Annotated in this window: 30 protein-coding genes; 2 read left to right on the top strand and 28 right to left on the bottom strand. The window is 38.3% G+C overall.

All coding sequences use genetic code 11. The features are described from left to right. Window positions 1–27: 27 nt before the first annotated feature. From minD to hflX, 26 genes are all read right to left on the bottom strand, one after another. On the bottom strand, window positions 28–825 hold the full coding sequence (gene minD / locus ACZ47N_RS13320) for a septum site-determining protein MinD (RefSeq protein WP_464887019.1): 798 nt from the start codon (window positions 823–825) through the stop codon (window positions 28–30). Between the two features lie 26 nt (window positions 826–851). Beyond that, window positions 852–1,526, bottom strand: a complete 675-nt coding sequence (gene minC, locus ACZ47N_RS13315) for a septum site-determining protein MinC (protein WP_464887018.1) — start codon at window positions 1,524–1,526, stop codon at window positions 852–854. A gap of 81 nt (window positions 1,527–1,607) precedes the next feature. Beyond that, the gene (locus ACZ47N_RS13310) at window positions 1,608–4,409 is read right to left on the bottom strand and encodes a penicillin-binding transpeptidase domain-containing protein (RefSeq protein ID WP_464887017.1); all 2,802 of its coding nucleotides are present in this window, start codon (window positions 4,407–4,409) and stop codon (window positions 1,608–1,610) included. 12 nt (window positions 4,410–4,421) lie between these two features. Further along, window positions 4,422–4,919 carry a rod shape-determining protein MreD gene (gene mreD / locus ACZ47N_RS13305; RefSeq protein WP_464887016.1) on the bottom strand — a complete coding sequence of 166 codons (498 nt, stop codon included), beginning with the start codon at window positions 4,917–4,919 and terminating at the stop codon, window positions 4,422–4,424. Between the two features lie 9 nt (window positions 4,920–4,928). After that, on the bottom strand, window positions 4,929–5,759 hold the full coding sequence (mreC, locus tag ACZ47N_RS13300) for a rod shape-determining protein MreC (protein WP_464888445.1): 831 nt from the start codon (window positions 5,757–5,759) through the stop codon (window positions 4,929–4,931). Window positions 5,760–5,799: 40 nt separating this feature from the next. Next, the gene (radC, locus tag ACZ47N_RS13295) at window positions 5,800–6,504 is read right to left on the bottom strand and encodes a RadC family protein (RefSeq protein ID WP_464887015.1); all 705 of its coding nucleotides are present in this window, start codon (window positions 6,502–6,504) and stop codon (window positions 5,800–5,802) included. Between the two features lie 29 nt (window positions 6,505–6,533). Beyond that, a complete protein-coding gene (locus ACZ47N_RS13290) occupies window positions 6,534–6,782 on the bottom strand; it encodes a DUF4321 domain-containing protein (RefSeq protein ID WP_464887014.1) in 249 nt (82 codons plus the stop codon). A gap of 13 nt (window positions 6,783–6,795) precedes the next feature. Further along, the gene (locus ACZ47N_RS13285; protein WP_464887013.1) at window positions 6,796–7,323 is read right to left on the bottom strand and encodes a Gx transporter family protein; all 528 of its coding nucleotides are present in this window, start codon (window positions 7,321–7,323) and stop codon (window positions 6,796–6,798) included. A gap of 192 nt (window positions 7,324–7,515) precedes the next feature. Then, window positions 7,516–8,340 (bottom strand): RnfABCDGE type electron transport complex subunit B, encoded by an 825-nt coding sequence (locus tag ACZ47N_RS13280; protein WP_464887012.1) that lies wholly within the window; start codon window positions 8,338–8,340, stop codon window positions 7,516–7,518. A gap of 12 nt (window positions 8,341–8,352) precedes the next feature. Further along, complete coding sequence (gene rsxA, locus ACZ47N_RS13275; protein ID WP_464887011.1) at window positions 8,353–8,934, bottom strand: electron transport complex subunit RsxA; 582 nt, start codon at window positions 8,932–8,934, stop codon at window positions 8,353–8,355. A gap of 15 nt (window positions 8,935–8,949) precedes the next feature. Beyond that, window positions 8,950–9,546, bottom strand: coding sequence for an electron transport complex subunit RsxE (gene rsxE / locus ACZ47N_RS13270; protein ID WP_464887010.1), 597 nt, complete (start codon window positions 9,544–9,546; stop codon window positions 8,950–8,952). 17 nt (window positions 9,547–9,563) lie between these two features. Further along, window positions 9,564–10,100, bottom strand: coding sequence for an RnfABCDGE type electron transport complex subunit G (locus ACZ47N_RS13265; protein WP_464887009.1), 537 nt, complete (start codon window positions 10,098–10,100; stop codon window positions 9,564–9,566). Beyond that, window positions 10,093–11,046, bottom strand: coding sequence for an RnfABCDGE type electron transport complex subunit D (locus tag ACZ47N_RS13260; protein WP_464887008.1), 954 nt, complete (start codon window positions 11,044–11,046; stop codon window positions 10,093–10,095). Before ACZ47N_RS13260 ends, ACZ47N_RS13265 begins: the two co-directional genes overlap by 8 nt. 29 nt (window positions 11,047–11,075) lie before the next feature. Then, a complete protein-coding gene (rsxC, locus tag ACZ47N_RS13255; RefSeq protein WP_464887007.1) occupies window positions 11,076–12,404 on the bottom strand; it encodes an electron transport complex subunit RsxC in 1,329 nt (442 codons plus the stop codon). Between the two features lie 65 nt (window positions 12,405–12,469). Continuing rightward, window positions 12,470–13,018, bottom strand: a complete 549-nt coding sequence (locus ACZ47N_RS13250) for an ATP-binding protein (protein WP_464887006.1) — start codon at window positions 13,016–13,018, stop codon at window positions 12,470–12,472. Window positions 13,019–13,034: 16 nt separating this feature from the next. Then, complete coding sequence (locus ACZ47N_RS13245; protein WP_464887005.1) at window positions 13,035–13,754, bottom strand: PHP domain-containing protein; 720 nt, start codon at window positions 13,752–13,754, stop codon at window positions 13,035–13,037. A 1-nt stretch (window position 13,755) separates the two neighbouring features. Continuing rightward, window positions 13,756–14,088 carry a DRTGG domain-containing protein gene (locus tag ACZ47N_RS13240; protein ID WP_464887004.1) on the bottom strand — a complete coding sequence of 111 codons (333 nt, stop codon included), beginning with the start codon at window positions 14,086–14,088 and terminating at the stop codon, window positions 13,756–13,758. A 14-nt stretch (window positions 14,089–14,102) separates the two neighbouring features. Next, window positions 14,103–14,531, bottom strand: coding sequence for an ATP-binding protein (locus ACZ47N_RS13235; RefSeq protein ID WP_464887003.1), 429 nt, complete (start codon window positions 14,529–14,531; stop codon window positions 14,103–14,105). 24 nt (window positions 14,532–14,555) lie between these two features. Then, window positions 14,556–14,912, bottom strand: a complete 357-nt coding sequence (locus ACZ47N_RS13230) for a DRTGG domain-containing protein (RefSeq protein ID WP_464887002.1) — start codon at window positions 14,910–14,912, stop codon at window positions 14,556–14,558. 34 nt (window positions 14,913–14,946) lie between these two features. Further along, window positions 14,947–16,062 carry a C40 family peptidase gene (locus ACZ47N_RS13225; RefSeq protein WP_464887001.1) on the bottom strand — a complete coding sequence of 372 codons (1,116 nt, stop codon included), beginning with the start codon at window positions 16,060–16,062 and terminating at the stop codon, window positions 14,947–14,949. A gap of 25 nt (window positions 16,063–16,087) precedes the next feature. Then, a complete protein-coding gene (locus ACZ47N_RS13220; protein WP_464887000.1) occupies window positions 16,088–16,801 on the bottom strand; it encodes a YebC/PmpR family DNA-binding transcriptional regulator in 714 nt (237 codons plus the stop codon). Window positions 16,802–16,918: 117 nt separating this feature from the next. Next, window positions 16,919–17,662, bottom strand: a complete 744-nt coding sequence (gene nadE / locus ACZ47N_RS13215; protein WP_464886999.1) for an NAD(+) synthase — start codon at window positions 17,660–17,662, stop codon at window positions 16,919–16,921. A gap of 156 nt (window positions 17,663–17,818) precedes the next feature. Continuing rightward, window positions 17,819–18,214 (bottom strand): CoA-binding protein, encoded by a 396-nt coding sequence (locus ACZ47N_RS13210; protein WP_464886998.1) that lies wholly within the window; start codon window positions 18,212–18,214, stop codon window positions 17,819–17,821. A gap of 64 nt (window positions 18,215–18,278) precedes the next feature. Continuing rightward, the gene (locus ACZ47N_RS13205) at window positions 18,279–18,950 is read right to left on the bottom strand and encodes an IMPACT family protein (protein ID WP_464886997.1); all 672 of its coding nucleotides are present in this window, start codon (window positions 18,948–18,950) and stop codon (window positions 18,279–18,281) included. Window positions 18,951–19,058: 108 nt separating this feature from the next. Further along, complete coding sequence (locus ACZ47N_RS13200) at window positions 19,059–19,490, bottom strand: NUDIX hydrolase (RefSeq protein ID WP_464886996.1); 432 nt, start codon at window positions 19,488–19,490, stop codon at window positions 19,059–19,061. Between the two features lie 115 nt (window positions 19,491–19,605). Further along, window positions 19,606–20,883, bottom strand: coding sequence for a GTPase HflX (gene hflX / locus ACZ47N_RS13195; protein ID WP_464886995.1), 1,278 nt, complete (start codon window positions 20,881–20,883; stop codon window positions 19,606–19,608). Between the two features lie 221 nt (window positions 20,884–21,104). Here hflX and ACZ47N_RS13190 point away from each other — a divergent pair, with 221 nt between their 5' ends. Both ACZ47N_RS13190 and ACZ47N_RS13185 read left to right on the top strand, forming a co-directional pair. Further along, window positions 21,105–23,924 carry a transglycosylase domain-containing protein gene (locus ACZ47N_RS13190; RefSeq protein ID WP_464886994.1) on the top strand — a complete coding sequence of 940 codons (2,820 nt, stop codon included), beginning with the start codon at window positions 21,105–21,107 and terminating at the stop codon, window positions 23,922–23,924. A 13-nt stretch (window positions 23,925–23,937) separates the two neighbouring features. Then, a complete protein-coding gene (locus ACZ47N_RS13185) occupies window positions 23,938–24,441 on the top strand; it encodes a MogA/MoaB family molybdenum cofactor biosynthesis protein (protein ID WP_464886993.1) in 504 nt (167 codons plus the stop codon). A 35-nt stretch (window positions 24,442–24,476) separates the two neighbouring features. On the opposite strand, the gene moaC is transcribed toward ACZ47N_RS13185, so the two are convergent. Both moaC and thiI read right to left on the bottom strand, forming a co-directional pair. After that, window positions 24,477–24,977 (bottom strand): cyclic pyranopterin monophosphate synthase MoaC, encoded by a 501-nt coding sequence (moaC, locus tag ACZ47N_RS13180; protein ID WP_464886992.1) that lies wholly within the window; start codon window positions 24,975–24,977, stop codon window positions 24,477–24,479. Then, the gene (gene thiI / locus ACZ47N_RS13175; RefSeq protein WP_464886991.1) at window positions 24,978–26,174 is read right to left on the bottom strand and encodes a tRNA uracil 4-sulfurtransferase ThiI; all 1,197 of its coding nucleotides are present in this window, start codon (window positions 26,172–26,174) and stop codon (window positions 24,978–24,980) included. It abuts the gene before it with no gap. Between the last annotated feature and the right edge of the window lie 2 nt (window positions 26,175–26,176).

The following is a 26,176-nucleotide window of genomic DNA, read 5'->3' as shown; positions in this document are numbered from 1 at the left end:
TTTTTTCCCCCTTCTCAATTCCGTTGCCTATTTTGCAAATCCAAAGACTTTTCGAATACGCTGAACAAACCCATCGTGACATTCAAGGTCTAATAAAGGAACGTCTTCTCCACACACCCTACGAGCGATATTAGAATAAGCTTTGCCTGCATCGGAGTTAGACTTGGTGACAACCGGCTCACCTTTATTGGTGGAGATAACAATTTCTGGATCATCGGGAATCACACCTAGTAAATCAATGGCTAAAATATCCAGCATATCGTCAATATTCATCATGTCTCCACGCTTTACCATATCCATCTTTAATCGATTCACAATGAGCTTTGGATTTCGAAGCTCTGCTGCTTCCAATAATCCTACAATTCGGTCAGCATCTCGTACAGCAGAAATCTCCGGCGTAGTTACAACGATGGCTCTATCTGCTCCTGCAATAGCGTTTTTAAAACCCTGTTCAATCCCAGCGGGACAATCGACTATGATATAATCGAATATTTCCTTTAAGTCCTTATGAAGCGCTTCCATCTGTTCTGGATTAATTGCGTTTTTGTCTCTTGTCTGTGCTGCTGGCAACAAATAAAGTTCTGGCATTCTTTTATCTTTAATAAGAGCCTGTCGAAGTCTACACCCACCTTCGATGACATCTACTAAATCGTATACGATCCGGTTTTCCAGTCCTAATACCACATCTAAATTTCTAAGGCCTATATCCGCATCAATAACCACCACTTTCTTTCCTAACTGAGCTAATCCTGTTCCTAAGTTGGCCGTGGTAGTGGTTTTTCCAACTCCACCTTTTCCAGACGTAATCACTAATACTTCACCCATTATTCTTACCCCTCCTGCTTTTGCCTTTAATTTTTAATAAAAAACGGTTCAATGCATATAGCACTTTCTCTTAGTCTAGCTATTTCAGGCGTTTTTGCCTTTTCAATTTTCCCATCCGGAGCCCTGGTTATGGTTTGATGAATTCTTAATTGCGTCGGTTGTAACACAAGGGCAGCCACAAATGAATCTTCCTTCCCTTGGGCCCCGGCATGAGCAATCCCTCTAAAGCTCCCCATCACCACAATATTTCCACCAGCTACCAGTTCTGCTCCTGGGTTAACGTCTCCTAGAACAACGATATTGCCAACACTGTGTATTTTTTGCCCAGACCTAACGGTTCCATGAATAAAACGAGTATCCTCTTCTACTAGCTCTTCTTTTACCTCATCCCATTGAACAGGTTCTATTTTTTCCATTGGAACTGGTTCTTGCTTAGCTGATTGTGTCTTTCGTTTCGTTTTTTTTGATGAACTCATTTGATATTCATCATACAGCCACCGTTGCAACTCTTCATAATCTTCATGCATTAAATAATTACAGGTAAGTTCAGCTAAAGTAGCTTTTTTATAAAATTTTGGGTTTTCTTCGATTTTATCCTGGATTAATTTTTTTACTGGTTCAAGCTCTCCCTGGATATGAACTTTAATTATCAAACCGTCGCCGGTGCCTTTAAGTTCAATTCGCCCTTCTTCAGCTATCATTAAATAACACCTCCATTAAAAACCATCCTATGAACATCTTACCTCTTTAATACAATTTACTCCACCATTTTTTCTTGAGTTTTATCGTGTCATAAACGTATTGAACACATGACTTCCGTTACTTGGTGCTTCATTTAAACCTAAATATTCCGCAACAACTTCTCTAAAAACTGGTGCTCCGTAACCTCCAGCGCCCCCTTGAAAAATCAATACAGATATTGCTATTTCAGGATCTTCATAGGGTGCGAATCCAGTGAACCAAGAAAAGTTATCGTAATCTTCTTTATATTCATCGAGGTCCGCATTGCCAAGGGATGGATTGAGGATTCTTATGGCTTGTCTCATAGCATATCCTTCATCTTGATATTGATACTGGTCTCTTTTTTCTTCCATAAGTCGTGTTGTCTCTGCCCTAACTTCTTCTTCATTAACGCCAAATCGATGAAGATGAGATAGGAGGTATGCCACTTCATCTACAGGTGGGATTTTCCCTTCTCTTTGTGCCGTTCCAGTTTTTGCAGCAACTTTTATCGGAAAATCACGAAAGTAATTTCTTGCGCCACCACTTTCCGTAGACTCAAACATCCCTCGACGTAGGTGACTCAAGTTCTGAGGGTCATTTAATGGCAATTTCTCTTGTTCATATTTTGGTAAACTAGGATCAACTTTCGCATTTTCAGGGATAATATCTCTAACAACTGTCAGCTTATTCTTGATGCCTCCATTGGCAATCATAGCCATATAGTTTGCCATTTGAAGCGGCGTATAAGCATGGCTTCCCTGACCAATAGAAAAGTTCATGGTGTCTGCAATACCCCAGTTCGCTTGATTGTAGTAACTATATTTTACTAGATCAGTAATGGCATTCGCACGATTTTCCACAATACCAACTTCTCTTATATTTCTGTATACCTCATGTCTGGGTGGATTTATCTCTGCTAAGGCTACAAGATGTTCAATTGCTGATTGTAGCGCGTCTGGATCCCCCTCTATTACCTCAGGCTCCAAATCTTCCTCATCCAGGATACGATTTAAGTGGTTTCGCAAAACTGCTTTTGTCATCCTAAGCTTGGATTCGGGATTTGGGACTCCGCCACTTTGTTCACGGGGTCTGTCAATTTCGATCCCTGTTTTATCATTAAGTCCAAACATCACTGCATAATCAATTAAGGTATCAACATCCATTTCAATAGGCAATGGTCGATTCCTACTGTAGTCGTATCCATTTGCAACTGAGTAAAAGTAATAATTATTTGAGTCCGCAATTGCTTGGTACAGGTTTTGATACCCCATGGTTTGCCTACTTTGATTCCATAACCAATTCCCAAAGGAGTGTTCCCCTACCTGAATAAATCCACGATCGAGAATTTCATGCGTTGGACTTAATCCCTTTTCTAACCCTGCCAAGCCGACTAGCATTTTATACGTAGATCCTGGCTGCACAGCAGTTGACATTGCAATATTCAAAAGCGGCCTTGGTGCTAATGGATCTCTAGGATTCTCTGGCATTACTTTTTCCCAGCCTTCATTAGTGATTCCCGTCACAAATAAATTCGGATCATAGGCTGGGTAATTTGCCAGGGCTAAAATTTCTCCAGTTTTAACGTCAGTAACGACTACAGATCCAGAAGTAGCATTTCTTCTTGGGCCTTGCCTGCTAACTAATTGGTTGCTGCCCCATGGAGTCTCATAGGTGCCTCCTTCTTGTATGGTTTCCAATACTTCTTTCAATATCTCTTCTACTTTTTTTTGGAACTCCATATCAATAGTTAGTTTTATCGTCTCTCCTGGTACTGGTTCTTCTTTCTCAAGTACCCTAACCAATCGACCACGTGAATCTACCATTACTCGTTGAGAACCATCTGTTCCTTTTAACCGCTCTTCGTATTTATGTTCTATTCCTGTTTTTCCAATAATATCACTGGGTAAATATCCCTTCTCTTCTATGTAATATTCAATTTCGTTTTGATCCGAAATCTTCCCTAAATTTCCAAGGATATGGGCGGCTACATTTTTTTCTGGGTACGTACGAATTGGCTCAACAACAATGTTCACGCCTGGCAATTCATAGATCATTTCTTCAATGAGGCTTACGCTTGCTGGCGATACATCTTGTGCTATTTTAATCGGTTGATATTGCATAAATCCTGGCAATTGGGTCTCAATCTGCTCACGTATCGCCATGATATCCCGTGCTTTCTGTGGATTATAATGATCTGGTATTTCAAATTTTTCCTTCCAAATCCACTCAAAAACATCTTTTGGAGACTCATATTCTTCTGGAATTCTCATTTTATCAAGCCATTGATCTCGCCGCATTTCTTCTGTGAACTTCCATGTTCGAATAGAAATAGGGATCGTAAGTTCTGGAATTGAAAGCAAGCGTTGTTGAACTTCAACTGGATCTGTTTCCGTAATTTCATAGCGGATTCTTAATAAATCGAAGGCTTCTTTTGCACTGTACTCTTTAGGAATTTCCAACTCTTCTTTCCACAGGGTAATTTTTTCGTTATACTCAAATACCAGTTCATCCCCTTTCAATAGGATAGGAAAATCATCAAGAAACGAGTCATCGTTTTGATTGAATATTTGTATTAAATCTGCACTAATTTCATTAATACGCTCATCTATCATTTCATTTTTAGAAATTTCCACTGAAAAACTAGGACGATTCCCCGCCAGTGAACGACCATACCGATCTCTGATTTCTCCCCGAGGAGCGCTGATGGAAATACTCTTGACAATTCGATTCTCCGCATATTCTCGATGAGTTTCTCCCTCTGCAATCATTAAACTCGCTAAGCGAAAAATAATAATGAGAAAAAACAACAAAATCATTGCTGTCATAATAACAAAACGTATTTTTGTCTCTTTAATATTCATAAAAACCAATCCTTAGTAAGATTTTCTCAAGAAATGACTATACAATAGTTGATTCACAATAAAGTAAATGGGCACTGCCACTAAGGCATTATATATTGTTTGGTATATATATACTCGATTTAAGGTCATCGCTATTTGAATTGGGTATCCCATTAAAAACACAGCTAAGATCGTCATGCTCTCATGAAGAATTGTTGAAGCAACCGTTAAGACAAAAGGTGTTGTTGCATTTTCAACAAACACTTTCCGATTATAATACCCTACTAAAAAACCAATTATCATAAACGTTAATGCACTAATTCCAACAACTCTTCCTACAACCATATCTTTAAAGAATCCAGCTGTGAATCCTATAACAGCTCCATTTTTTTCTTCATAATACAATGCATAACAAATAACAAGAATCATCGTAATATTTGGGGCCATTCCTGGTATAGGGAAAAAAGGCAACAATGTTGACTCTAAAAGGATGCTGCAAAAAAAGAGTGACCCTAAGAACACTTTACGCATAGTTACCCCCTACTCTTCTGATATTCTCGGATTAATAATTGTCACTTTATTCATTCGATTGAAATTTACTGCAGGCTTTACTTCAATATTTTGAAGTAATTGATCCGTGCTAGTGGATATGTCCGTAATATCTCCAATCAAAATCCCTTTTGGATAGAGTCCAATACCAGAAGTAATTAGCTTATCTCCAACAACAATATCTGCATCTGGGTCAAAAAGATATCCTCTTAGTTCATTATCAACACTTCCTGATACGATGCCCTGTAAATTACCATCTCGCAGCACCTGAAAACTGACAGAACTGCTATTGTCTATAATAGAAATTACCTTGGACCAGGAATTCCCAGTTTCATACACTCTTCCGATCAAACCACCTGACCCAAGAACAACACTATTCACTTCCACACCTTTACTTTCACCAGCATCTACCGTAAACATTTGGAACCAATTTCCTGAATTATTGCCAATGACATTGGCTGTAATGTTTTTAGAAAAACTACTTCTATCAATACTGTTAAGGGTGTTCTGGAGATTTTTGAGTTCAGCTATTTCTTCCCTTTTCAATTGAATGTCAATCAATTCTAATTGATGTTGATGAAGCTCTTCTTTAAGCTTTCGATTTTCCTCTTTCATTTCACCAGATCTAAGTAAGGTTCTAATTTGACTTTCAATTCCATGATACCCTTGACTAACCACTCTTTGAAATGGCATAAACAAGTCTCCTACCCATTTTTCAAAAGGGGTTAACCGCTCTCTTTGTTGAGAAGTAAAACCAATGACCATGATAAGAAAAATCACCACGATAGTCATTATAATCGGTATTTTGTTACGGTCATTCATATTAATCAATTATCTCACCATCTTTATTAGTATCACCGTTTTATTCAAATAAAACAGAATTCAATTCCCTGAGACTCGTATATACATTGTCTCCAATAATAACATGATCCAAAACTGAAATACCAAGCAAAGTTCCTGCATCGATTAATCTCTTTGTTATATTCTGATCTTCTGAGCTGGGAGTAGGGTCTCCACTCGGATGATTATGAACTAGAATAATCGCAGAACTGCTTTTTCGTATCGCAGGATGAAACACTTCACGCGGATGTACTATAGAGGCATTCAAGCTCCCTACAGATATTTTTTCAATGCTGATCACTTCATGTTTGGTATTCAAAAGAAGTATTGTAAACACCTCTTTTTTCAAATATCTCATTTCTTCCATCACTAACCTACTGATATCCTCTGGACATTTAATTCGATATCTCATATCTCGCCCAGTTAAAGAAATTCTTTTACCCAGCTCTACTGCAGCGATAATTTGGGCTGCTTTTGCTGGTCCAATGCCTCTAATTTCCATAAGCTCCTGCATACTGCAATTTCGCAAGAAGCTTAAACCTTCATTGTGCCGGCATAAAACGGATCTCCCTAGGTCTATAGCCGTCTGATTTTGTGTTCCACTTGAAAGGATAATGCCAATTAATTCTGCATTCGAAAGGATTTGAGGACCCTCCAATAACATTTTTTCCCTTGGTCGTTCTGTTTCTGGCATTTCTTTTATGGTAACAGTATATCCTGGTGTCATGTTAGACCTCCCGTTAGAAATATACGTTTTTATAATTTTTTAAATAAAACTATAGCTAACACAAGACCTATTAAACCCGCTAAATTAAGATGAATCATGAAGGATAATTGAAAAGTTAAAAAACCAAAATCAGCAGATACACTTTCTAAGCCTAGTGGCCCTGGTCCAAATCTTAAAATTGGTAAAGCTTGACCAAGCAATGAGCCTATTAAACTTCCAATCAAAACTCCTGCAACAATGGTAATAAAAAACCAGCCCGTATTTTTATGTCTATTCATGCTATTCCTCCTTTTATGTCAGTGAGTAAGAAGTTTCATTAAAGAGCAGGACTACTTTTCGCAAGACAAAATGAGCTGTTAAGCCTATAAAGACACCAGTAAAAATACTAGCAAACATCATCACAGGCAAGTAAACAAATATTCGTAAATTCTGTATAATTAAACTGGCAACAGCTAATTGTGCAAGATTATGAGCTAATGCTCCTAGGACACTAGCCCCTATTAGACTAAAATAGTCACTAAAATAATGAAGGACCAACCACATCAGTAAAGTGCTAAATAATGCTCCTGCCAACCCATAGAGCATAGAGGTTACAGCTCCTGATAACAAACCAGCAATTGCTACGCGCATTAGATTAACAGATAGAGCAAACTTAAATCCAAATAGGATTAATGTTATTAATGCAATAATATTCGCTAAGCCAATTTTAGCACCGGGTACCATGCCAACAAATGGATTTGGAATCATTGCTTCTGCAATGTGTAGCCCGATGCCAAGAGAAGTTAATATCCCATAATAAGTAATTCTTTTTGTCTTCATCCTTATCTCACTTTCAAGTATAGTTGTTATCGTCTTTAAAATCCTTTTAAAAGTGTACCACTTTAAGTAACTGCTGGCAAGCACAACAAATCAATTGCATTTCACTTATTTAAACCATCAACATGCTAGTGTTCCTTTTTTTCGCAAAGATACGGCAGCCCTTTGTTTAGGCTGCCGTATCTTAAAGATTATTTAATTCATCTCTTCTTTAGAGGTGATCCTTGCGCCTTCAATAGCCTTTGTTGGGCATTTATCAACACAAATATAACAATTTGTACATTTCTCATAGTCAATAACTGCCAAATTATTTTCAAACTCTATGGCGTTTTCTGGACATGATTTCACGCATATTCTACAGGCAATGCAACCAATAGAACATTTTTGTCTCACTTCCTTACCAGGTGCATTGCTGTTACATGAAATAACAACTTCTTGGTCAAAGGGAACCATTTTAATCACATCTTTGGGACAGGCTTCTATACATTTTCTACAAGCTGTGCACTTTTCTGGAATAATTTCAGCCAACCCATTTTCCTTCATTTCAATGGCTCCAAATTGACAGGCCTCATAACAACTTCCCAAACCTAAACACCCATATTGACATGATTTACTGCCACCACTCACCATATTTGCCGCTACGCAATCTTGTATCCCGTTATACACAAACTTTTCTTTACACTTATCTTCTCCACCTCGGCAAATTACTTTTGCCACTTTTTTTGCACTTCCAGCAATTTCCACGCCTAATATTTTTGCAATTTCATCATTCGTAGCACCATCTGCAACTGGACACCCATCCGCAGGTGCCGTCCCTTCAGCGACTGCTTTAGCAAAGCTGTCGCACCCAGGAACTCCACAACCTCCACAATTAGCACCTGGAAGAAGTTCTCTGATAGTTGCAACCTTTGGGTCTATTTCTACTTTAAATTTTTGAGACGCATAGGCTAACCCTGCACCAAAGACAAGTCCCAAACCACCAAGCCCAATCACTGGAAATATTATCATTTCTACATTCATATGATCGCTCCTTTACACTAAACCTGCAAAGCCCATAAATGCTAAGGACATCAGGCCAGCGGTTATTAATGCAATAGGGAATCCTTTAAACTCAAGTGGAATATCCACTAGCTCCAAGCGTTCCCGTATAGCTGCAAACAGGACAATAGCCAAAGTAAAACCTATGGCTGCTCCCATTGCATGAAAAATGGTTTCAATTAAATTATATTCATTTTGAATGTTAAGGATTGTGAGACCTAACACTGCACAATTTGTAGTAATAAGCGGTAAATATACACCTAATGACTGATATAAGGTGGGACTACTTTTTTGTATCACCATTTCTACTAATTGTACCAATGAAGCAATCACCAAAATAAAAACAATGGTCTGCATATATTGAATTCCAAGGGTATCTAGAATAAAACGTTGTGCAACAAAGGTAATAATAGAAGCCATGGTCATAACAAAAGTAACAGCCATACCCATTCCAAGAGATGTCTCCACTTTTCTGGATACTCCTATAAAAGGACAAATCCCTAGAAATCGTGATAAAACAAAGTTATTGACAAAAATTGCACTAACAAGAATGACGAATATCGATGAAGCTGACACTGTGAACACCTCCTATTATTTTGTTTTCGCATAAACGATACGGTTGAAAGCTGCCATCAGTACGCCAAGGGCCATGAACGCACCTGGTGCCATGGTCATAAGTGCCATTGGCTCAAAGGCATCCCCAAACAACTGCATATCAAAGACAGTTCCAAAACCAAGGATCTCACGGACCATACCCAACAAGACCAAGGCACCTGTAAATCCAAGCCCCATTCCCAATGCATCTGTTACAGAGCCAACGAAGGAATTCTTAGAAGCAAATGATTCTGCCCTACCTAAAATCAAACAGTTTACCACAATAAGAGGAATAAAAATTCCAAGTGCTTGATTCAATGCAGGTAAATACGCTTCAAGAATCATTCCAACCATGGTTACAAAAGTAGCTATCACCACAATAAAACATGGAATTCTTATTTTTGACGGAATGAATTTACGTAGTAAGGATATAACAATATTTGAACCTAACAAAACAGACGTGGTCGCCATACCCATCCCAAAACTATTAAAAGCTGTATTTGTAACTGCCAGCACGGGACATAGGCCCAGTGCCTGAACAAAGATTGGGTTATCCATCACCAATCCTCTAGAAAAAACATTTGATAGTTTCACTGGTTTCGCCTCCTAATCTATCTATTTTTTAGAATTTCTTCATATAAATTTGCTGCTTCTTCTACTGCATTATTTACAGCTACACTTGAAACCGTTGCTCCACCAATGGTGTCGATAGCAACCTCTTGGCTTGTTTCTTTTCCTCTATAATTTTCAAGAAAACTTTCTTCCACTATTTTATCGCCTAGGCCTGGAGTCTCTGACTGATTCATGACTTGAACCCCACTAATAATTCCATCACCCGTAATGCCTACCATTACCTCAACTTCTCCACCGTAGCCCTGTCCAAAAGATTTAACCGCAAAACCTGCAACAGAGTCACTTTTATATCCTACATACACTTCTCTAATTCGATCTCTTTCTAACACATCATCATCTTCAACAATTTCATATTCATCGGCATCCGCTATAAGTGATTCTATGGACTCAAGGACTTCTTCTAAAGCTCTTTCTGCAATAACCCCTTCGGTAAAACTGTTTGTAACGCCCAGCACCATTCCTGCTACACTGGTGATAAGCAACAATATAATTCCCATCTTAATAATATCACGCATTTTGCTTCTTCACCTCCCCATAAATTGCTGGAACCGTGTATCGGTCAATCAATGGTGTTGCCACATTCATCAGTAAAATTGAAAAGCCTACCCCTTCTGCAAAGCCACCAAATACACGTATGGTTGATGTAAGAACGCCACATCCGACTGCATAAATAACTTTACCCTCAGTTGTAAGAGGAGAAGAAGCATAATCCGTCGCCATATATATAGCTCCAATCATTAGTCCCCCTGAAACAACATGATACGCCATATATTCAACATTAAATCCACTATTGATAAGAGTTAGCACTGCTACCGTACCAATATAAACGGCTGGTATGTGCAGAGATATCACTTTTCGATATACCAAATAGGCTCCACCCAACAACAACAATAACGCAGAAGTCTCCCCCATACATCCACCAATATTTCCAATGAACGCATCAAAAAGGGATGGAGCTCCAGACGGAACCACAATTTCCCCCTTTACGTAACTTAGTGGAGTCGCCGTAGAAATCATATCGACGCCTGGACTAACCCACTCTGTCATTCGCTCCGTCCAAGAAAGAGTCAATAAAATTCTAGCTGCTAAAGCAGGATTCATAAAGTTTTTACCTAACCCACCAAATATTTGCTTCACAACCACAATAGCAAATACAGAGCCGATGGCTGGCAACCACCAGGATACAGCAGGAGATAAATTCAGGGCAATTAGCAATCCTGTAACAACAGCACTCATATCATTAACTGTTACTGGCTGTTTTCTGAGTTTTTGAACAGCCACTTCTGCTAAAACAGCAGTAACAATTGCTACCAATATAAGAATGGCTGCTCTTGTTCTAAAAAAATAAATTGCTCCCAATGTGGCAGGGATCAACGCTATCACAACATCACCCATCACTTTTGAAACTGAATTATGATCTCTTATATGTGGTGATGAAGATACAATCAGTTTTTCGTCCATTTGTTTCCCTCCTGTTTTCATAACTTAAGTTATTTCTGCTGCTTTTTTCTTTCTGTCATAATTGCATTTTTAGCAACTCTAATAGACTGTAATAACGGTCTTTTCGAAGGACAAACATACGAACAAGAACCACATTCAATACAATCCATTGCATGGTATTTCTCAGCATCCGTCATACGATCAGCCAGTGAAAATTCACTGATGGTTACCGGCATAAGATGAATTGGGCAACCTGTTATGCACTTGGAACAGCGAATACAATTTACCGGATCTGGGATAATTGCTTCATCTTTGTCAAATATTAAGACACCCGATGTTCCTTTTGCAACGGGATAATCATCAGAATCCTGTGCCATTCCCATCATAGGACCACCAAAAATAATTTTCCCTGGTGTTTTTGTATAGCCACCACAAAACTCTATCAACTCTCTTACAGATGTCCCTATTTTGACTCTTAAGTTTTTAGGCTCTGCTATGCAAGAACCTGTAACCGTTGTAATTCTGTCTATAAGAGGCATCCCGGTTTGGTATGTTTTTGCTATTTGCCAAGCGGAACCCACATTGTTAACTACAATCCCTACATCCATGGGCAATCCACCTGAGGGAACCTGTCTTTTTGTGCACGCTTCTATCAACTGTTTTTCTGCTCCTTGAGGATATTTTGTATGAAGTGCCACTACATGAATTGGATCCTTTTCATGAACCCTCTCTAAAACCTTTTCAATCGCATCTTTTTTATTGGCTTCGATTCCAATCATACCCTTTTGAGCACCAACAGATTTCATAATAATCTTAAGCCCTAGTATTAAGTTGTCTGGGTCTTCAAGCATCAAACGATGATCTGCCGTAAGATAAGGTTCGCATTCAGCACCGTTGATAATAATGGTATCGATTGGTTTTTCAGGTGGTGGAGATAGCTTCACATGGGTGGGAAAAGTTGCTCCACCCATTCCTACCATACCTGATTTTTGAACCATTTCAACAATCTGTTTGCTGTCCATAGAATCAAGAGGACCATAGGGCTTGATATCTGGATGCATCTGATTTAATCCATCTGATTCTATTACCACACATTGGGCACTACGTCCACCACCGATAGACTTCATCACAACCTCTTTCACGGTTCCAGATACTGAAGCATGTACTGGAGCCGAAACAAAGCCTTGTGGTTCTCCAATTAATTGACCTACCTTTACTTCTTCCTTGGCTTTGACTACAGGCTGACATGGTGCTCCAATATGCTGAAGCAATGGAATAATTACCTCATTCGGTTCTTTCATTGGTTCAATGGCTTTCGATGATGTAGCAGACTTGGAATCCGGTGGATGAATTCCGCCTTTAAATGTTAAGAAATTCATGTTTTTCACCCTTTCATATCATAAACAGTATGATAACTGTTTTTGTCATCTTGTATTCTTATGGGTTATGTCTTTGAATCAACTGATTTAATATCTTCTATCAATTTTTCACGTATCCACGTAATCACTTCTGGATGAGTTAGTGGCGTTTCTTGAAGCACTTGCCTTATTTCTCTTGTATCAAACTTCATATATCCAACATCCGTAGAATGTTCATAGGTAAAGTCAAATTCATTGCCATATAAAAGAATGGTACAGACCGTTTCAGCCATATCACCAAGTGGCACACGATCTATATGACTATGCTGAAAGCTGGCTTCAATAGTAGTGCCTTTCCCTACCTGAGACTCTATACTAAGAGATCCTTCGCAATCTTCTGCAGCTTGTTTCAACAAAGGAATTCCTAGCCCAACTTTTCTGGTAGTCCGACTAGTCACAAAGGGGTCTGTTACTTTTTTAAGTAAAGATTCATCCATTCCTGTTCCATCATCAATGATAACAATCCTCAAATAATCTTCTTTGATGCTCTCACTAACCTTAAGTTGAATCAGTTGAGCATTGGCCACTATAGAGTTTTGAATAATATCTAAAATATGGAGTGCAATTTCTTTCATAATGATCCTCTCCGATTTACCGTTTATTCAACATCCATTGAATCATGTCTTCTGCATTTCGTTTCTTTAATTCCACAAAAAAAATCCTCTCCATGATATTGGCAAGGCTATGGGCATCAGAGCTTTTTAAATGACGATATCTTTTGTATTCGGGATATTGATTCAAAAAGCTATTTGTATCCGTACCACCAAATAATTCAATGCACTGAATATCCAGGTGATTCGGTAAAAAACCAAGCGATGATAACACACTAAAACTATTCCTGTTTATATGAGCTGGTACTGGAGCACCATCAAATTTTCGTATCATTTTCACTGTTTCATCAAATGATATTTGCAGTGCATTCATTAACAGTTTTGTCTCTTCGCAAATCACGTTGTCTTCTGTATCAAAAATGAACTGATTCCCCAAAATACTAGGCCTATTCTTCATGTCTGACTGAAAAACACTAAGGGCCTGAAAAAAACGGCTCAATTTCTCATAGGTGCTAAAATAAGCCAATAGATGAACCTCTTCCTGCGTGGTTATTTCTATGCCTGGTATGACAACCACATCATGCTTATAGCCGATTTTCATGCAGGGTAGTACGTTTCCAATGGCATTATGATCTGTAATAGATAGGATATCCAGCCCTTTTAAAGCTGCCATATGGATTATATTATTGGGTGTCATTTCTTCGCTTCCACAAGGCGATAGAGCCGTATGCATATGCAAGTCAACTGCGTACGCCTCCATGTTAATTCCTCAGATTTATCTTTTTTGCAATCTGATAAGCCGTTAAGTCTGATCTCAAGAGCGGTATTCCCTCTTCTTCAGCTCGTTCTATGGTTTCTGAGTCGACACTAGCATTTTCTGCAATTAAAATCCCATGGATCCCAACCATCACAGCAACAGCAATGATGTTAACATTCGTCTGGATAGTAATCCAGACACTGCCAGTTTCTGCATTGCCAATAACCCAGCTCAACATGTCGCCAATGTAAATATCATCAACGGTGAGTTGATCCATTTTTTCTTCTGAAGCAAGTATTTCAAGGTTTAATTCTTTTTTCAATTCTTTTATTGTCATAATCATCTCCTCCATCAATCAGATGATTTTTGATCAAATTTCATCCGTATTTCAGTCCCTTTTTCAAGATCTGACGTGATATTAAAATGATCCGCACATCTTTTTATATTTGGCAATCCCATCCCTGCGCCAAACCCTAATTCGCGAACATCTTTAGTTGCGGTTGAATAGCCTTCTTTCATTGCTAAATCAACATTTTCAATGCCAGGACCTCGATCTATGGCAATAATTTCAATCCGATCTGCTTTGATAATAAATTCCATCGTCCCCCCATTAGAATGTATGATAAGATTCATTTCCGTTTCATAAGATGCCACCGAAACCCGTCTAATCAATTCCGGACTTACTCCTACCTGTTTCAAAATTTTTTTAATACTACTAGACACTTGTCCAGCAGACTTAAAATCTCTTCTTTCAACTTCATATTTCCTCTGAATGTCCATCACCCCGTACTTTACGTTTCTTTTTTATTTGTGAATTATTTTAGCACCTCGTAGTCCTTTTTCATAGAGAAGGCCCGAAGCTACAAACATAATCTCTTTGGTAGTCATGGTTACTACTTGATTTTCCTCAGCCATTTTCAAGGTTTCTTCATCTGGTTTTTTCCCTCTCACAAACACAATGGAGTTAATGTCCATCATTTCTGCGGTCCTAATCGTATGAGGGTTCGTAAGGCCTGTCAGTAATAAGGTTTTATCATCTACAAAAGCTAAGACATCGCTCATCAAATCAGCAGCAAAGGCATTGGTTACTTCTCGATCTAGGTATTCATGGCCGGATAATATTTCTGCATCCAGTAGTTCTTGAATTTCAATTAGTTTCATTAGGCACCTCCATTTGATTCTATTGGTCTCCTTATTAAAAAAGTCTTTTCGCTGTAGAATAACGCCTGTTATAGTTGTTGGCATTAAGCGACGAGACGATGACGCTCATATTAGATCCAGACGATGCATGTATGAAATTGTTCCCACCGATATAAAACCCAACGTGATTTATCCTATTAGAAGATCCATTGTTAAAAAACACTAAGTCCCCTATTTGAAGCTGATCACGTGAAATCGTCTCTCCTACGTTAGCCATGTGCCTTGAAGATCTGGGAAGGTTAATGCTATTTTCTCTCAGTTCCTGGCCATAGTATTCATGCAAAATATAATAAACAAATCCTGAGCAGTCAAACTGACTTGGACCTGTGGCCGCATATCGATAAGGACTTCCTAGGTATTTTTCAGTGATGCCTATCATTCCATTCAAAGAGCTTCTAGCTCCACCACGGCTTACAGGACCGTTTCCATTCACAATCAAACTCACTTGTTTTCGTAAAATCCATCCTTCAATTCCAGAATTTGTTTCGACGCGATACCATCCATCTTGGTAGTTTTTAATAAAAAAAACCTGCTCTTTTTTTAACACTTCTAAGATTCCAGCATTTTTATCTGTATGTGTATAGACATTAGCAGAATCTGTTTTAATATATGCCCTTGGTAAATTTGGTATCAATTTTACATAGTCGCTGTGGATCCAACCATTGACTCCTCGTTCATCTTTGATTTGATACCATTCAGATTTTTCTCCAACTATCTGTATTTCTTGATCCTGTTTTAACTGACCTTGTTGGCTATGCTCTGTTGATGGACCTGATCGGATATTGAGAGTTCTGGCTGTTATTATTCCTTTTCTTACTTTTTCATTCAAGATACCTTTATCTGGTAACACTAAATCTTTATGTATCCACCCATTTATATTATCTGATTTTACATCTACTTGATAAAAATCATTTTCAAGGGCACTAATATTAATTTCAGTTCCGATTGGTAGGCTTTGAATTGCACTTCCATTTAAATTACTCCCACTACGAAGGGTAGCGTTGTCACCAATCACCATTCCGCTTCCCGTAGCTGCATGCCCAACAATGCTTGTTAACAGAATAGTTCCCATGGTTAACGCAATTATTTTTACTTTTTGATAAGCGATCAATAGTTAAAACCTCCTCCACTTCTGGTTATAGTTTCCAATTATGATACACTTCCTGAACATCATCATTATCTTCAAGCATATTAATCAGCTTTTCCATTTTCGAACTTTCTTCTGTTGTCAATTCTACTAAAGTCTGAGGCTTGTAAATAACATCGGCTTCTAAAAACGCATATTGTTTTTCTTCAAGTGACTCTTTTAATTCAAGAAATCCTGCAACGTTTCCAGTTATTTCATATACTTCCTCGTCTATTTCAATGTCTTCAGCACCAGAGTCTAAGGCATCCATCATTGTCTGATCTTCATCTGGGTAGAGGCTTTTCTCAATAAGAATATGTCCAACATGATCAAAAAGGTAGGCTACACACCCACTAGTCCCTAGGTTGCCTCCGTTTTTATCGAAAATATGGCGAATTTCTCCAACGGTTCTATTTCGATTTTCAGAAAGCACCTCTAAAATAACAGCAGCTCCTGAAGGACCGTACCCTTCATAAATGATATGTTCAAATACCTGATCACTTGATTCACCACTTGCCTTTTTAATCGCTCTTTCAATATTATCGCTTGGCATATTATTAGCTCTCGCCTTATCTAATGCAGCTTTTAGCGTTGCGTTATACTCTGGATCACTCCCCCCTTCCTTAACGGCAACAGCAATTAAACGAGCCATTTTCGTATAAATGGAAGCTTTTTTTGAGTCTTGTTTATTCTTTCTATCTTTTATATTTCCAATTCTTCCCATAGTATGTTGGCTCCTATTCGTAAATTACTCAAAATGAAAAATATGAGCATTTTTTTCTTCAAGGTAAATTCTAGCACAAGCCTATTGGTGTTTCAATTATTCATTTCGTTGTAATTATCAAGGAATTGACGGCGTTTCTCTTTTATGTTGAGACCTTTTATGCAGTTTTTCAATGGTTTGACGATCTTGTTCTGGTATTGTAAGGCCAGATAAATAATTGTCGATTTTTTCATATGTTACTCCCATTTCTTCTTCATCTGTCTGCCCACTCCACAGTCCTGCTGAAGGAGCTTTTTTTATGACAGATTCTGGGACTTCCATATAGTGAGCCATTTCATACACTTCTCTTTTCAACAAATCAGCAATTGGTAAAAGATCCACGCCACCATCTCCATATTTCGTAAAGTAGCCAGTGTAAAGCTCTGCTGCATTGTCTGTCCCAACCACCATATAATTCAATGCATTTGCCATGGCATAAAGGGTACTCATTCTTAACCTAGCCCTTAAATTTGCATCCGCAATTCTTTTATGATGTTCATCTGTTTGATGTTCCATACAAGGTAATGTTATTATATGTTCCATCATAGTTTTATGGGTGTTGCTTAAATCTATGATTTCATAATGAATCCCTGCTTTTTTTGCTACCATCACCGCATCTTCCAGGTCCTTTTCGTCGCTAGCAATTGGCAAAATAATTGCCATTGAATCCTCTGAAAATGCTTTTTTAATTAAGTTCGCTACCACTGCAGAGTCTATACCACCAGAAAGGCCCACAATAAGCCCTTTGGTTCCAGCCTCATTTGTTTTAGCGCGTAACCAATCGACTCGTTCTTGTATAAACCTTTCATACCTGTTTCTCAAATTCCATCGCCCTCCTATAGAGTTCTGAAAACAGCAATTATGGGTTTATTATATCATAAAAATCGACAAAAAAAGAAAAAATCCTTATTAATTGCATCTGTACTTCTATCTACAGATTTACAATTTCAAAGGATGTTTTGTTTGCTAAGGAAAAATTTAATGCCCCAAGGTAACCAACACGCAGTCATTATACACCAGCTTCAATTCTAATTCTTGTGCTTTTTTAAGGACTTCAGCATCATAAGTTCCTGGTTGTAACCATACATATGAAATGCTTTCATGATGAACTTCTTCTAATAATTCCATGGTAATTTTAGGTGGCACTACCACGCTAATGCAGTCTGGTGATTCTGGCAAGCTTTTTAAGTCTGGGTATACTATTTCACCTTCTAGCTCTTTGTATCTAGGATTCACACCAAATACTTGATATTGATGTTCTTGTAAAGTCCGATAAATCTTAAATCCAAATTTCTCTTTAGTTGGTGTCGCTCCTATGACTGCCCATTTTTTTAATTGAAGCATTTCCTGCTTGTATCTTTGGATATCACTCATTCTATTCGCTTCCTTTCCTTTCAAAAGTCTTTTATTATTGGAAAGATACCCTAATCCAATGGAATTAATCTGTTTTTAGATCAGGTAAAAATTCATATCCGATCTTCTCCATCTCAGGAATTCCACCTACTATTTCAACCAATTTCCCAATCACTATCTCTTCATCCCAAGGAAGCAACGGAATATCAAAAGTGATTCTATGGGCAAAATCAACTTTCTCTGGATCTACACGACACTGCGCAAGCAAGTACTCTATTTTTCCCCAATGTGAATAATCAGTTGTAACGCGAATCCATTGGTGCTGTAATTTATTAATAATTTTTGCTCCTTCAATAGCTTGAAGCGCAGTTCTTGCATATGCACGCTTAAGGCCCCCAGTACCAAGCTTGATGCCCCCAAAATATCGAACCACCACTACCATTAAATTACAGAGGCCTCTGTTCCGAAATATTTCAAGAACTGGCATCCCTCCTGTTCCCGAAGGTTCTCCATCATCACTGAATTTTTGTACTTCTTGATTGATACCTAAGGTATATGCATATACGTAATGGGTAGCACCTGAATATTTTTGATGAACTTCATCTAAAATAACCTTCACTTCATACTCTTCTTCAATTGGAACTGCATAGGCAATGAAATTTGATTTTTCTATGGTCTCCTGAAACCATTGTTTTTTTACAATGGTTGTATACGCTAGTACGTCCTTTTTTCTGTTGCTCTTCTTAAAATCCGTCACCTTCCAGCACCTTCTTCATGGTTTCTATTTTAAAATCATAAAAAGACAGAAGATAAATGCCTGTCAGCATCATCTCTTCTGTCTTTTATTAACCCATTATCAATTAGACTAAATTGCCACTTTTTCCTTCATTAATTCCTTGTATTTACGATAAGAAAGACTTACCAAAGACCGATCCTGACTGTATGTGATTTTTTCCAAGGCTTCTTCCATTGGATAAAAGCCACCATTTTTAAATCCTTCTTCTGGATTTATTGAACATTGTTTATGATGAGCCTTCATGATATACCATACGATTTGATTGCAAACTGGTTCTTTTCTCGTAACAGAAAAAAATTCGTAGCATGTTTCACCAGCAGTGGATAATATCTCAGCATCTACCCCAGCTTCAAATTCAACTCGGCTGTATGCTGTATCCGACGCAGGCTCATCATCACGAATTTTTCCTTTAGGCAATACCCATTCGTCTTTTTCATTTTGCAGGATCAACACCTGATTCGCATAAAAAACCACTCCACCTGCGCAGTTTCTAACAATCATGGCAATTCCCCCTTTTTTTATAATATCTTACAATCATCATACCCTATTCACTACGTCTTTTCAAGAAATTTACTTAAAATTCATTCTTTATTACTAGCATTATTTATAAAAACGTTCATATTTCCCATTTAGAAAGCTTCTGTCTATCATTCATGAATAACCCTTTAATCAAAATAGAATGTTCTTGATATTCAATTTCTCTTACCTGACCTATTTTATAGGCTATTTCAACTAAATCAAACCGTTCATACGGTATTTTAAAAACGGACTCTTTTGACTCTTCTTCTATTTTACTTTGTATCATTTTGCCTAGAAGGAGTATATCCTCTTGACTTCCAGTAGAAATCCATTGAACCGATGATTGTTCTGTTTTATGAATAGGTTTATCAGAAACCAGATCCCTCTTATTCATCACTTGAATCATGGGAATAGGTTGAATTTCTTGAGTTGTCAATATTTGTCTAGTGGTTTCTTCGTGCATATCTTTATGAGGGGATGCTCCATCTACTACATTAACAATTAGATCAGCATAGGAGATTTCTCTGAGGGTTGATTCAAAGGCTTCTACTAATTCATGTGGCAATTTTTTTATAAAACCTACGGTATCCAATAGTAAAAATTCGAATTTATTTGGAAGGATGATTCTTCGAAAGTATACATCTAAACTACTAAAAAGTTGGTCTTTAAATACTACTTTTTTCTCTGGATGCTGATAAAGGCTCATGTCGATAAAAGCGTTCATTAAAGAGGATTTACCAGCATTTGTGTATCCCACCAAAGCTACAAGAGGTATTTTACTGTTAATTCTTTTTTGACGTCGAGTATTTTTTTGAAAGCGAATAATTTTTAGTCTTTCTCGGATGCGACTCATTTCTTGCTGAATATGACGACGATCTGTTTCCAGCTTCATTTCACCAGGTCCACGAGTTCCAATACCGCCTCTTTGCCTAGACATATCAATCCCTTTCCCTCTTAACCTAGGAAGTTGATACTGTAAGGCTGCCAATCTCACCTGTAGCTTCCCTTCCAAACTAAATGCACGTTTTGAAAAAATATATAAGATTAAATGAAAGCGATCAAGTACTTCGATTCCTGTTTGTTTTTCGATATACTGAACTTGCAATGCACTAAGGGAGTCATTACAGATAATCGTATGGATTTTTCTATGAATCACTTCACCTACTATTTCTTCCAGTTTTCCTCGACCCACATAGAAAGTAGGATGGGGGTTTTGTCTTTTTTGAATATGCTTCATATCAACTTTGTAATAACACGATTCTGCCAACGCCTCCAGTTCTTCCATTTCGTCATGAATTTGATATTGTTCTCTTTCCTTTTGATATACACCAAGTAGCATGCAAGTTAATTCTTTTGATTGATTGTTAACGGTCATCCTGAAAAACCTCCTTTGGTACTCAACTATTATATCTATTATTTACTTGCGTGTATGATCTAAATGATGGATGCTTTTAAAATATATTGGGTCATGATATAATGGGCTAGCTTAAATTGTATCATTTTCGACTTGCTTTTGTAAGCATTTTGGTATAATAGCACTTATGGTATACTCTTTGAAACCATAAATTTAAAAGAGAAATATATGGAGGGACAAAAATGTCTACAAATGGAAGTTCATATCAAGAAAGACAATCTGCTAGAGCCTCCAGTTCCAAAAGAAAGACTAAGAAAAAATCTATCTTTCCTAAGCTATTTTGGGGAACCATGATTATGCTTGTGTTGATATTTTTTTTAGTAGCTGGAACTGCTGTTGGGGTAGTAGCTGGTATTGTCCGAGAAATCGAACCAATTGACGCAAGTAATCTGTATACTTTTCTGGATGAAAGCTCCTTTATTTATGATAATGATGGGAACGTCATGGAAAAAGTCCAGACTGAAGGACATAGGGCTATTCTTGACTATGATCAATTACCCGATCATTTAATAAATGCATTTATTGCCATTGAAGATGAGCGTTTCTGGGATCATAATGGCATTGATGTTAAACGGATCTTCGGGGCATTTTGGACTAATTTAAGAACTGGTTCTCGTCAAGGAGCGAGCACTATTAATCAACAATTGGCTAAAATCATCTACCTATCACCAGAACAGACCTACACACGTAAAATCAAAGATGCATACTACGGTATCCAGTTAGATCGACAACTGAGTAAAAAGCAGATATTAGAAGCTTATTTAAACACTATCAACCTAGGAAGTGTTGCATTCAGTGGTTCTTATAGCGTTCAAGCCAATGGAGTTCAGGCAGCAGCACAGTTGTACTTCTCAAAAGATGTAGACCAGCTAACCAATGCTGAAGCCGCTTTGCTTGCAGGGATTTCTAGAAATCCACGTCGTTATTCCCCTGTATCAATTCTTCGGAAAGACCAAATCAGAGAGGATCATATCATCTATTATGAAGAAGATGATGAATATAGCGTAGTTTTTAATCCAGAAACACTTCCTAGAATGCGTTTGGTGCTAAACAGCATGCATCGCTTAGGCTACCTTAGTGATCATGAATATGAAGAAGCCTTAAGTCAAGATATCGCTTCTAGCATCCTTCCGAATACACTGAGTGGCGAAAATGAAATATCTTCTTTTTTTGGGGAACTGGTACAACGCGACGTACTAAAAGCCCTAGAAAATGCAGGTTATTCTACTCAAGAAGCTAGCCATATGCTTCAATCTGGAGGGCTCAGTATCCATAGTACCCTTGATATGCGTATGCAGCAAATTTTAGAAGAAGAATATAACAAAGCTGAAAATTTTCCAGGAACATTGAGAGATGCTGAAGGTAATTATATTCTTGATGACCAAGGCAATGTTCAGCCTCAATCTTCCATGGTTATTATGGATCAGCACAGCGGAGAAATAAAAGCACTTATAGGTGGTCGAATGACACGTGGACATCGTGTTTATAACCGAGCTCTTTCTCCACGCCAGCCTGGTTCCGCCATTAAGCCCTTAGCCGCTTATGTACCAGCACTAGATCTTGGGATGACAGCAGCTACGGTGATTGATGATGTACCTGCATATTTAAACCCTCAGGCTCCTAATACTTCTTGGCCTAGAAATCATTACAACAGTTTCTATGGATTAATTACAATGCGAGAAGCTTTGCGTGTTTCTAGTAATGTGGCTACTGTTCGTTTGGCAGAGGAGTTAGGCAAGTATGACGACCGACCTCAATTCGCAGTCATGTTTGATTACATGGAACGCATGGGGATTACGTCTCTCGTTGGGAGCAATAATCCAGTCATACGGCATGGACGAACCTCTACTGACGAAAATTACTCCATGGTGTTGGGTGGTATGACTCGAGGTGTTTCTCCTATGGAAATGACCGCTGCCTTTGCGTCCTTAGCAAACAAAGGGGTCTATACCAAACCCTCTACCTTTACAAAAGTATACGATAGGCGAGGAAATCTAATTCTTGAAAATCGACCCGAAAGAGATCGAGTTGTTTCTGAAGAAGTGGCTTATATAGCCACTGACTTGTTACGAGATGTTGTGTCCTCAGGTACCGGTTCCAGAGCACGTATCGATCAGGGAAATACTCGTATCCCTGCAGCAGGTAAAACTGGTACGACAAGCGATCACAAAGATGCTTGGTTTGCAGGATATACTCCCTACTATACTGCCAGTGTCTGGATAGGGCATGATTTACCAGAAAAGCTTCAACAAGGTAGTCGAATGGCTGCTGAGTTATGGCAAACTGTAATGTATCGAGTTCATGAAGGCCATGATCCCAAAAGCTTTGAAAGCCCTGAAAATATCATCCGCGTCAGTGTATGTACCAAGTCTGGTAAATTACCCACAGAATACTGTTCCTTAGATCCACGGGGGAGTACTGTTCGGTCTGAATTATTTGTCAGAGGCACAGAACCAACAGAATATTGTGAAGTACATGTTCAAGCAGACATTCACGAACCAACAGGAAAATTAGCTAATGAGCAAACCCCACCCCATGAAATAGAAACAAGAATTTTCACTCAACGAGAAATACCTTACTACCCAGAAGAGCATAATGGTATTGTGCCTAGAGACTGGGCCTATGAACTCCCCAAAGAGGAATATGATTCTTACGCAGATAATACCAACGGAACCATCGATTATGAAGATTCGGACGGATATAATCCAGATCACTCTTTTATAGAGGATCATGAAACTGAGGACACTAGTACCCAAGAGCCCAGCGAGACACCAACCATAACCAGCAAAACGCTTCGAACACAACCAATGGATGCAGAAGGAACCATCGAACTTGCATTATACCGAATCGATCCCAATCAAAGGGTTTTATTAGAAAAAAGAACACATAATATGGATCAAGATGGGGATACAGCAGAGTTTCGCGTATCTGGTAGTGGGACTCAAAAATTCGAAATTGAAATAAACAACAATGTAACCTACACGACCACTGTTGACTTTTAAGGGGGATGATTTTATGTTTACTGTAGGCATCATCACAGCTAGTGATAAAGGCGCTGATGGGAAGCGAGTGGATGAAAGCGGTCCTGCTATACAGTCATTTTTGAATGAATTGGGAGGAGACGTTATGGACTATACAATCCTTCCAGATGAAAGACAAATCCTTGGAAGTGAAATGAGACGCATGTCCGATGAAGCAGGTCTTGATCTCATTATAACGACTGGTGGTACAGGTTTTTCTAAAAGGGACATTACACCAGAGGCTACACTGGATGTTATTGAGCGACAGATTCCTGGATTCACCGAGCTAATACGAATGAGAAGTTTTGAAAAAAACCCTCACTCCATTTTATCCAGAGCTATTGCTGGAATCCGAGGCCAAACAATTATTATCAACTTGCCAGGGAGTCCTCGAGGCGCTATGGAAGCCCTTGAAATCATCAAACCATCTTTGATTCATGGGATAGAAATATTGAAAGGTACCGCTAAGGAGTGCGGCCACCATTGTAAAAAGGATTAAAAGAAGCACCTGCCATGGCAGGTGCTTCTTTTATCTTATTCTTCCAGCAAGCTTTCGTATCCATTCCTTACATAATCACCAGATTTTCCACCAGTTTTTTTCAATAACTTAATCTCAGATATTTCCATCTCACGATCAATAGCTTTGCACATGTCATAGATTGTAAGAGCAGCCACAGAAACCGCCGTTAAGGCTTCCATCTCAACTCCTGTTTTCCCCGTTGTTTTCACCGTTGCCGTCATATCGATTTTGTTGTTTTTTTCATCAATCTCAAACTCCACATCCGCACCAGTTAGAAAAATATTATGGCACATTGGAATTAAATTACTGGTTTTTTTTGCTGCCATAATGCCTGCAACCTGTGCAACTGCAAGAACATCTCCCTTTTTTATTTCCTGATCCATTATTTGTCGAAGTGTTTCTGGCTTCATGGTTATGCTAGCAAATGTAACGGCTTCTCGCTGTGTGTTTAATTTATGCCCAACCTCCACCATATTTGCGCGCCCACTTTTGTTAAAATGAGTTAATTCTGCCATTTATATCTCCTCCTTTGTTTTATTCTCTTCAACAATCCATGTCATCTCCGCTTGATTAAACAAGCTTTCTGTTAATGCTTCTAAATCCAGCAATTGTTCTGACTTTATTATTTTGTCCGTTCTTGGCTTTGTGACTGGCTTCTGAGGAAGAAATACAGTACAGCAATCTTCAAAGGGAAGCACAGAAGTCTGGTAGGTATCAATTCTTCTGGAAATTTCGATAATTTCATGCTTATCCATTGCAATTAAAGGTCTCAATACTGGTAGGGTAACCGCTTCATTTGTCGCTCGAATACTTTGTATCGTTTGGCTCGCCACCTGTCCTAAAGATTCTCCCGTAATTAAAGCATCACATTCATGCTCTAATGCCAACTTTTCAGCTAAACGTGTCATCATACGTCTTACAAGAATTGTTCCTTCAGCTTCTGGACAGTGTTCAGCTACAGCTTGTTGAAATGAAAGCAAGTTAATGGAGAATAATTGTATAGGTCCGCAATAAGGAACAAGTCTCTCGGATAATTCAATTACTTTTTCATACGCTCTTTTACTTGTATATGGATAGCTATGAAAATGAACCGCTTTTAATAGGACACCTCTTTTGGCTACCATCCATCCTGCAACAGGACTGTCTATTCCGCCAGAAAGAAGCAACATTGCCTGACCATTAGTTCCTCTCGGCAACCCCCCGAGACCACGTAGTCGATCACTGAAAACATATGCTTTTTCTTTGATCTCTACATATATCGTTACCTCTGGATGGTGGACATCTACTTGAAGTCCCTCTAAAGAATGCAGTAAATAGCCACCTACCTTTTGACTTACCTCCATAGATTTTAATGGATACTTTTTATCTGTTCTTTTGGTTTCTACTTTAAAAGTCTGAAATGATCGATGTTTTTGCAATGCTCTCATTTCATCCAAAGCTGTCTCTTGGATGGTTTCTAAGTCAGTTTCTACTACAGAGGACACGGATATTAGATCAATACCAAATACATTTTGCAATTCTTTTAACATACTTTCATTAAAATTATGGTCAACTGGTATATACAGTCGATTATGCTTCTTTTCTATCTTAATCTTACCATACGGCTTTAAAACACGATACACATCGCTCTTTAATTTATCTTCAAATATCCTTCTATTTTTACCTTTTAATACAGTCTCACCACTTCGTATGATAATCTGTTTCTCCATCATCC

The sequence above is a fragment of the Tindallia texcoconensis genome, assembly GCF_055383815.1.
The sequence above is the reverse complement of the archived record's forward strand: the minus strand, read 5'-3'. Positions and strand labels throughout refer to the sequence as shown.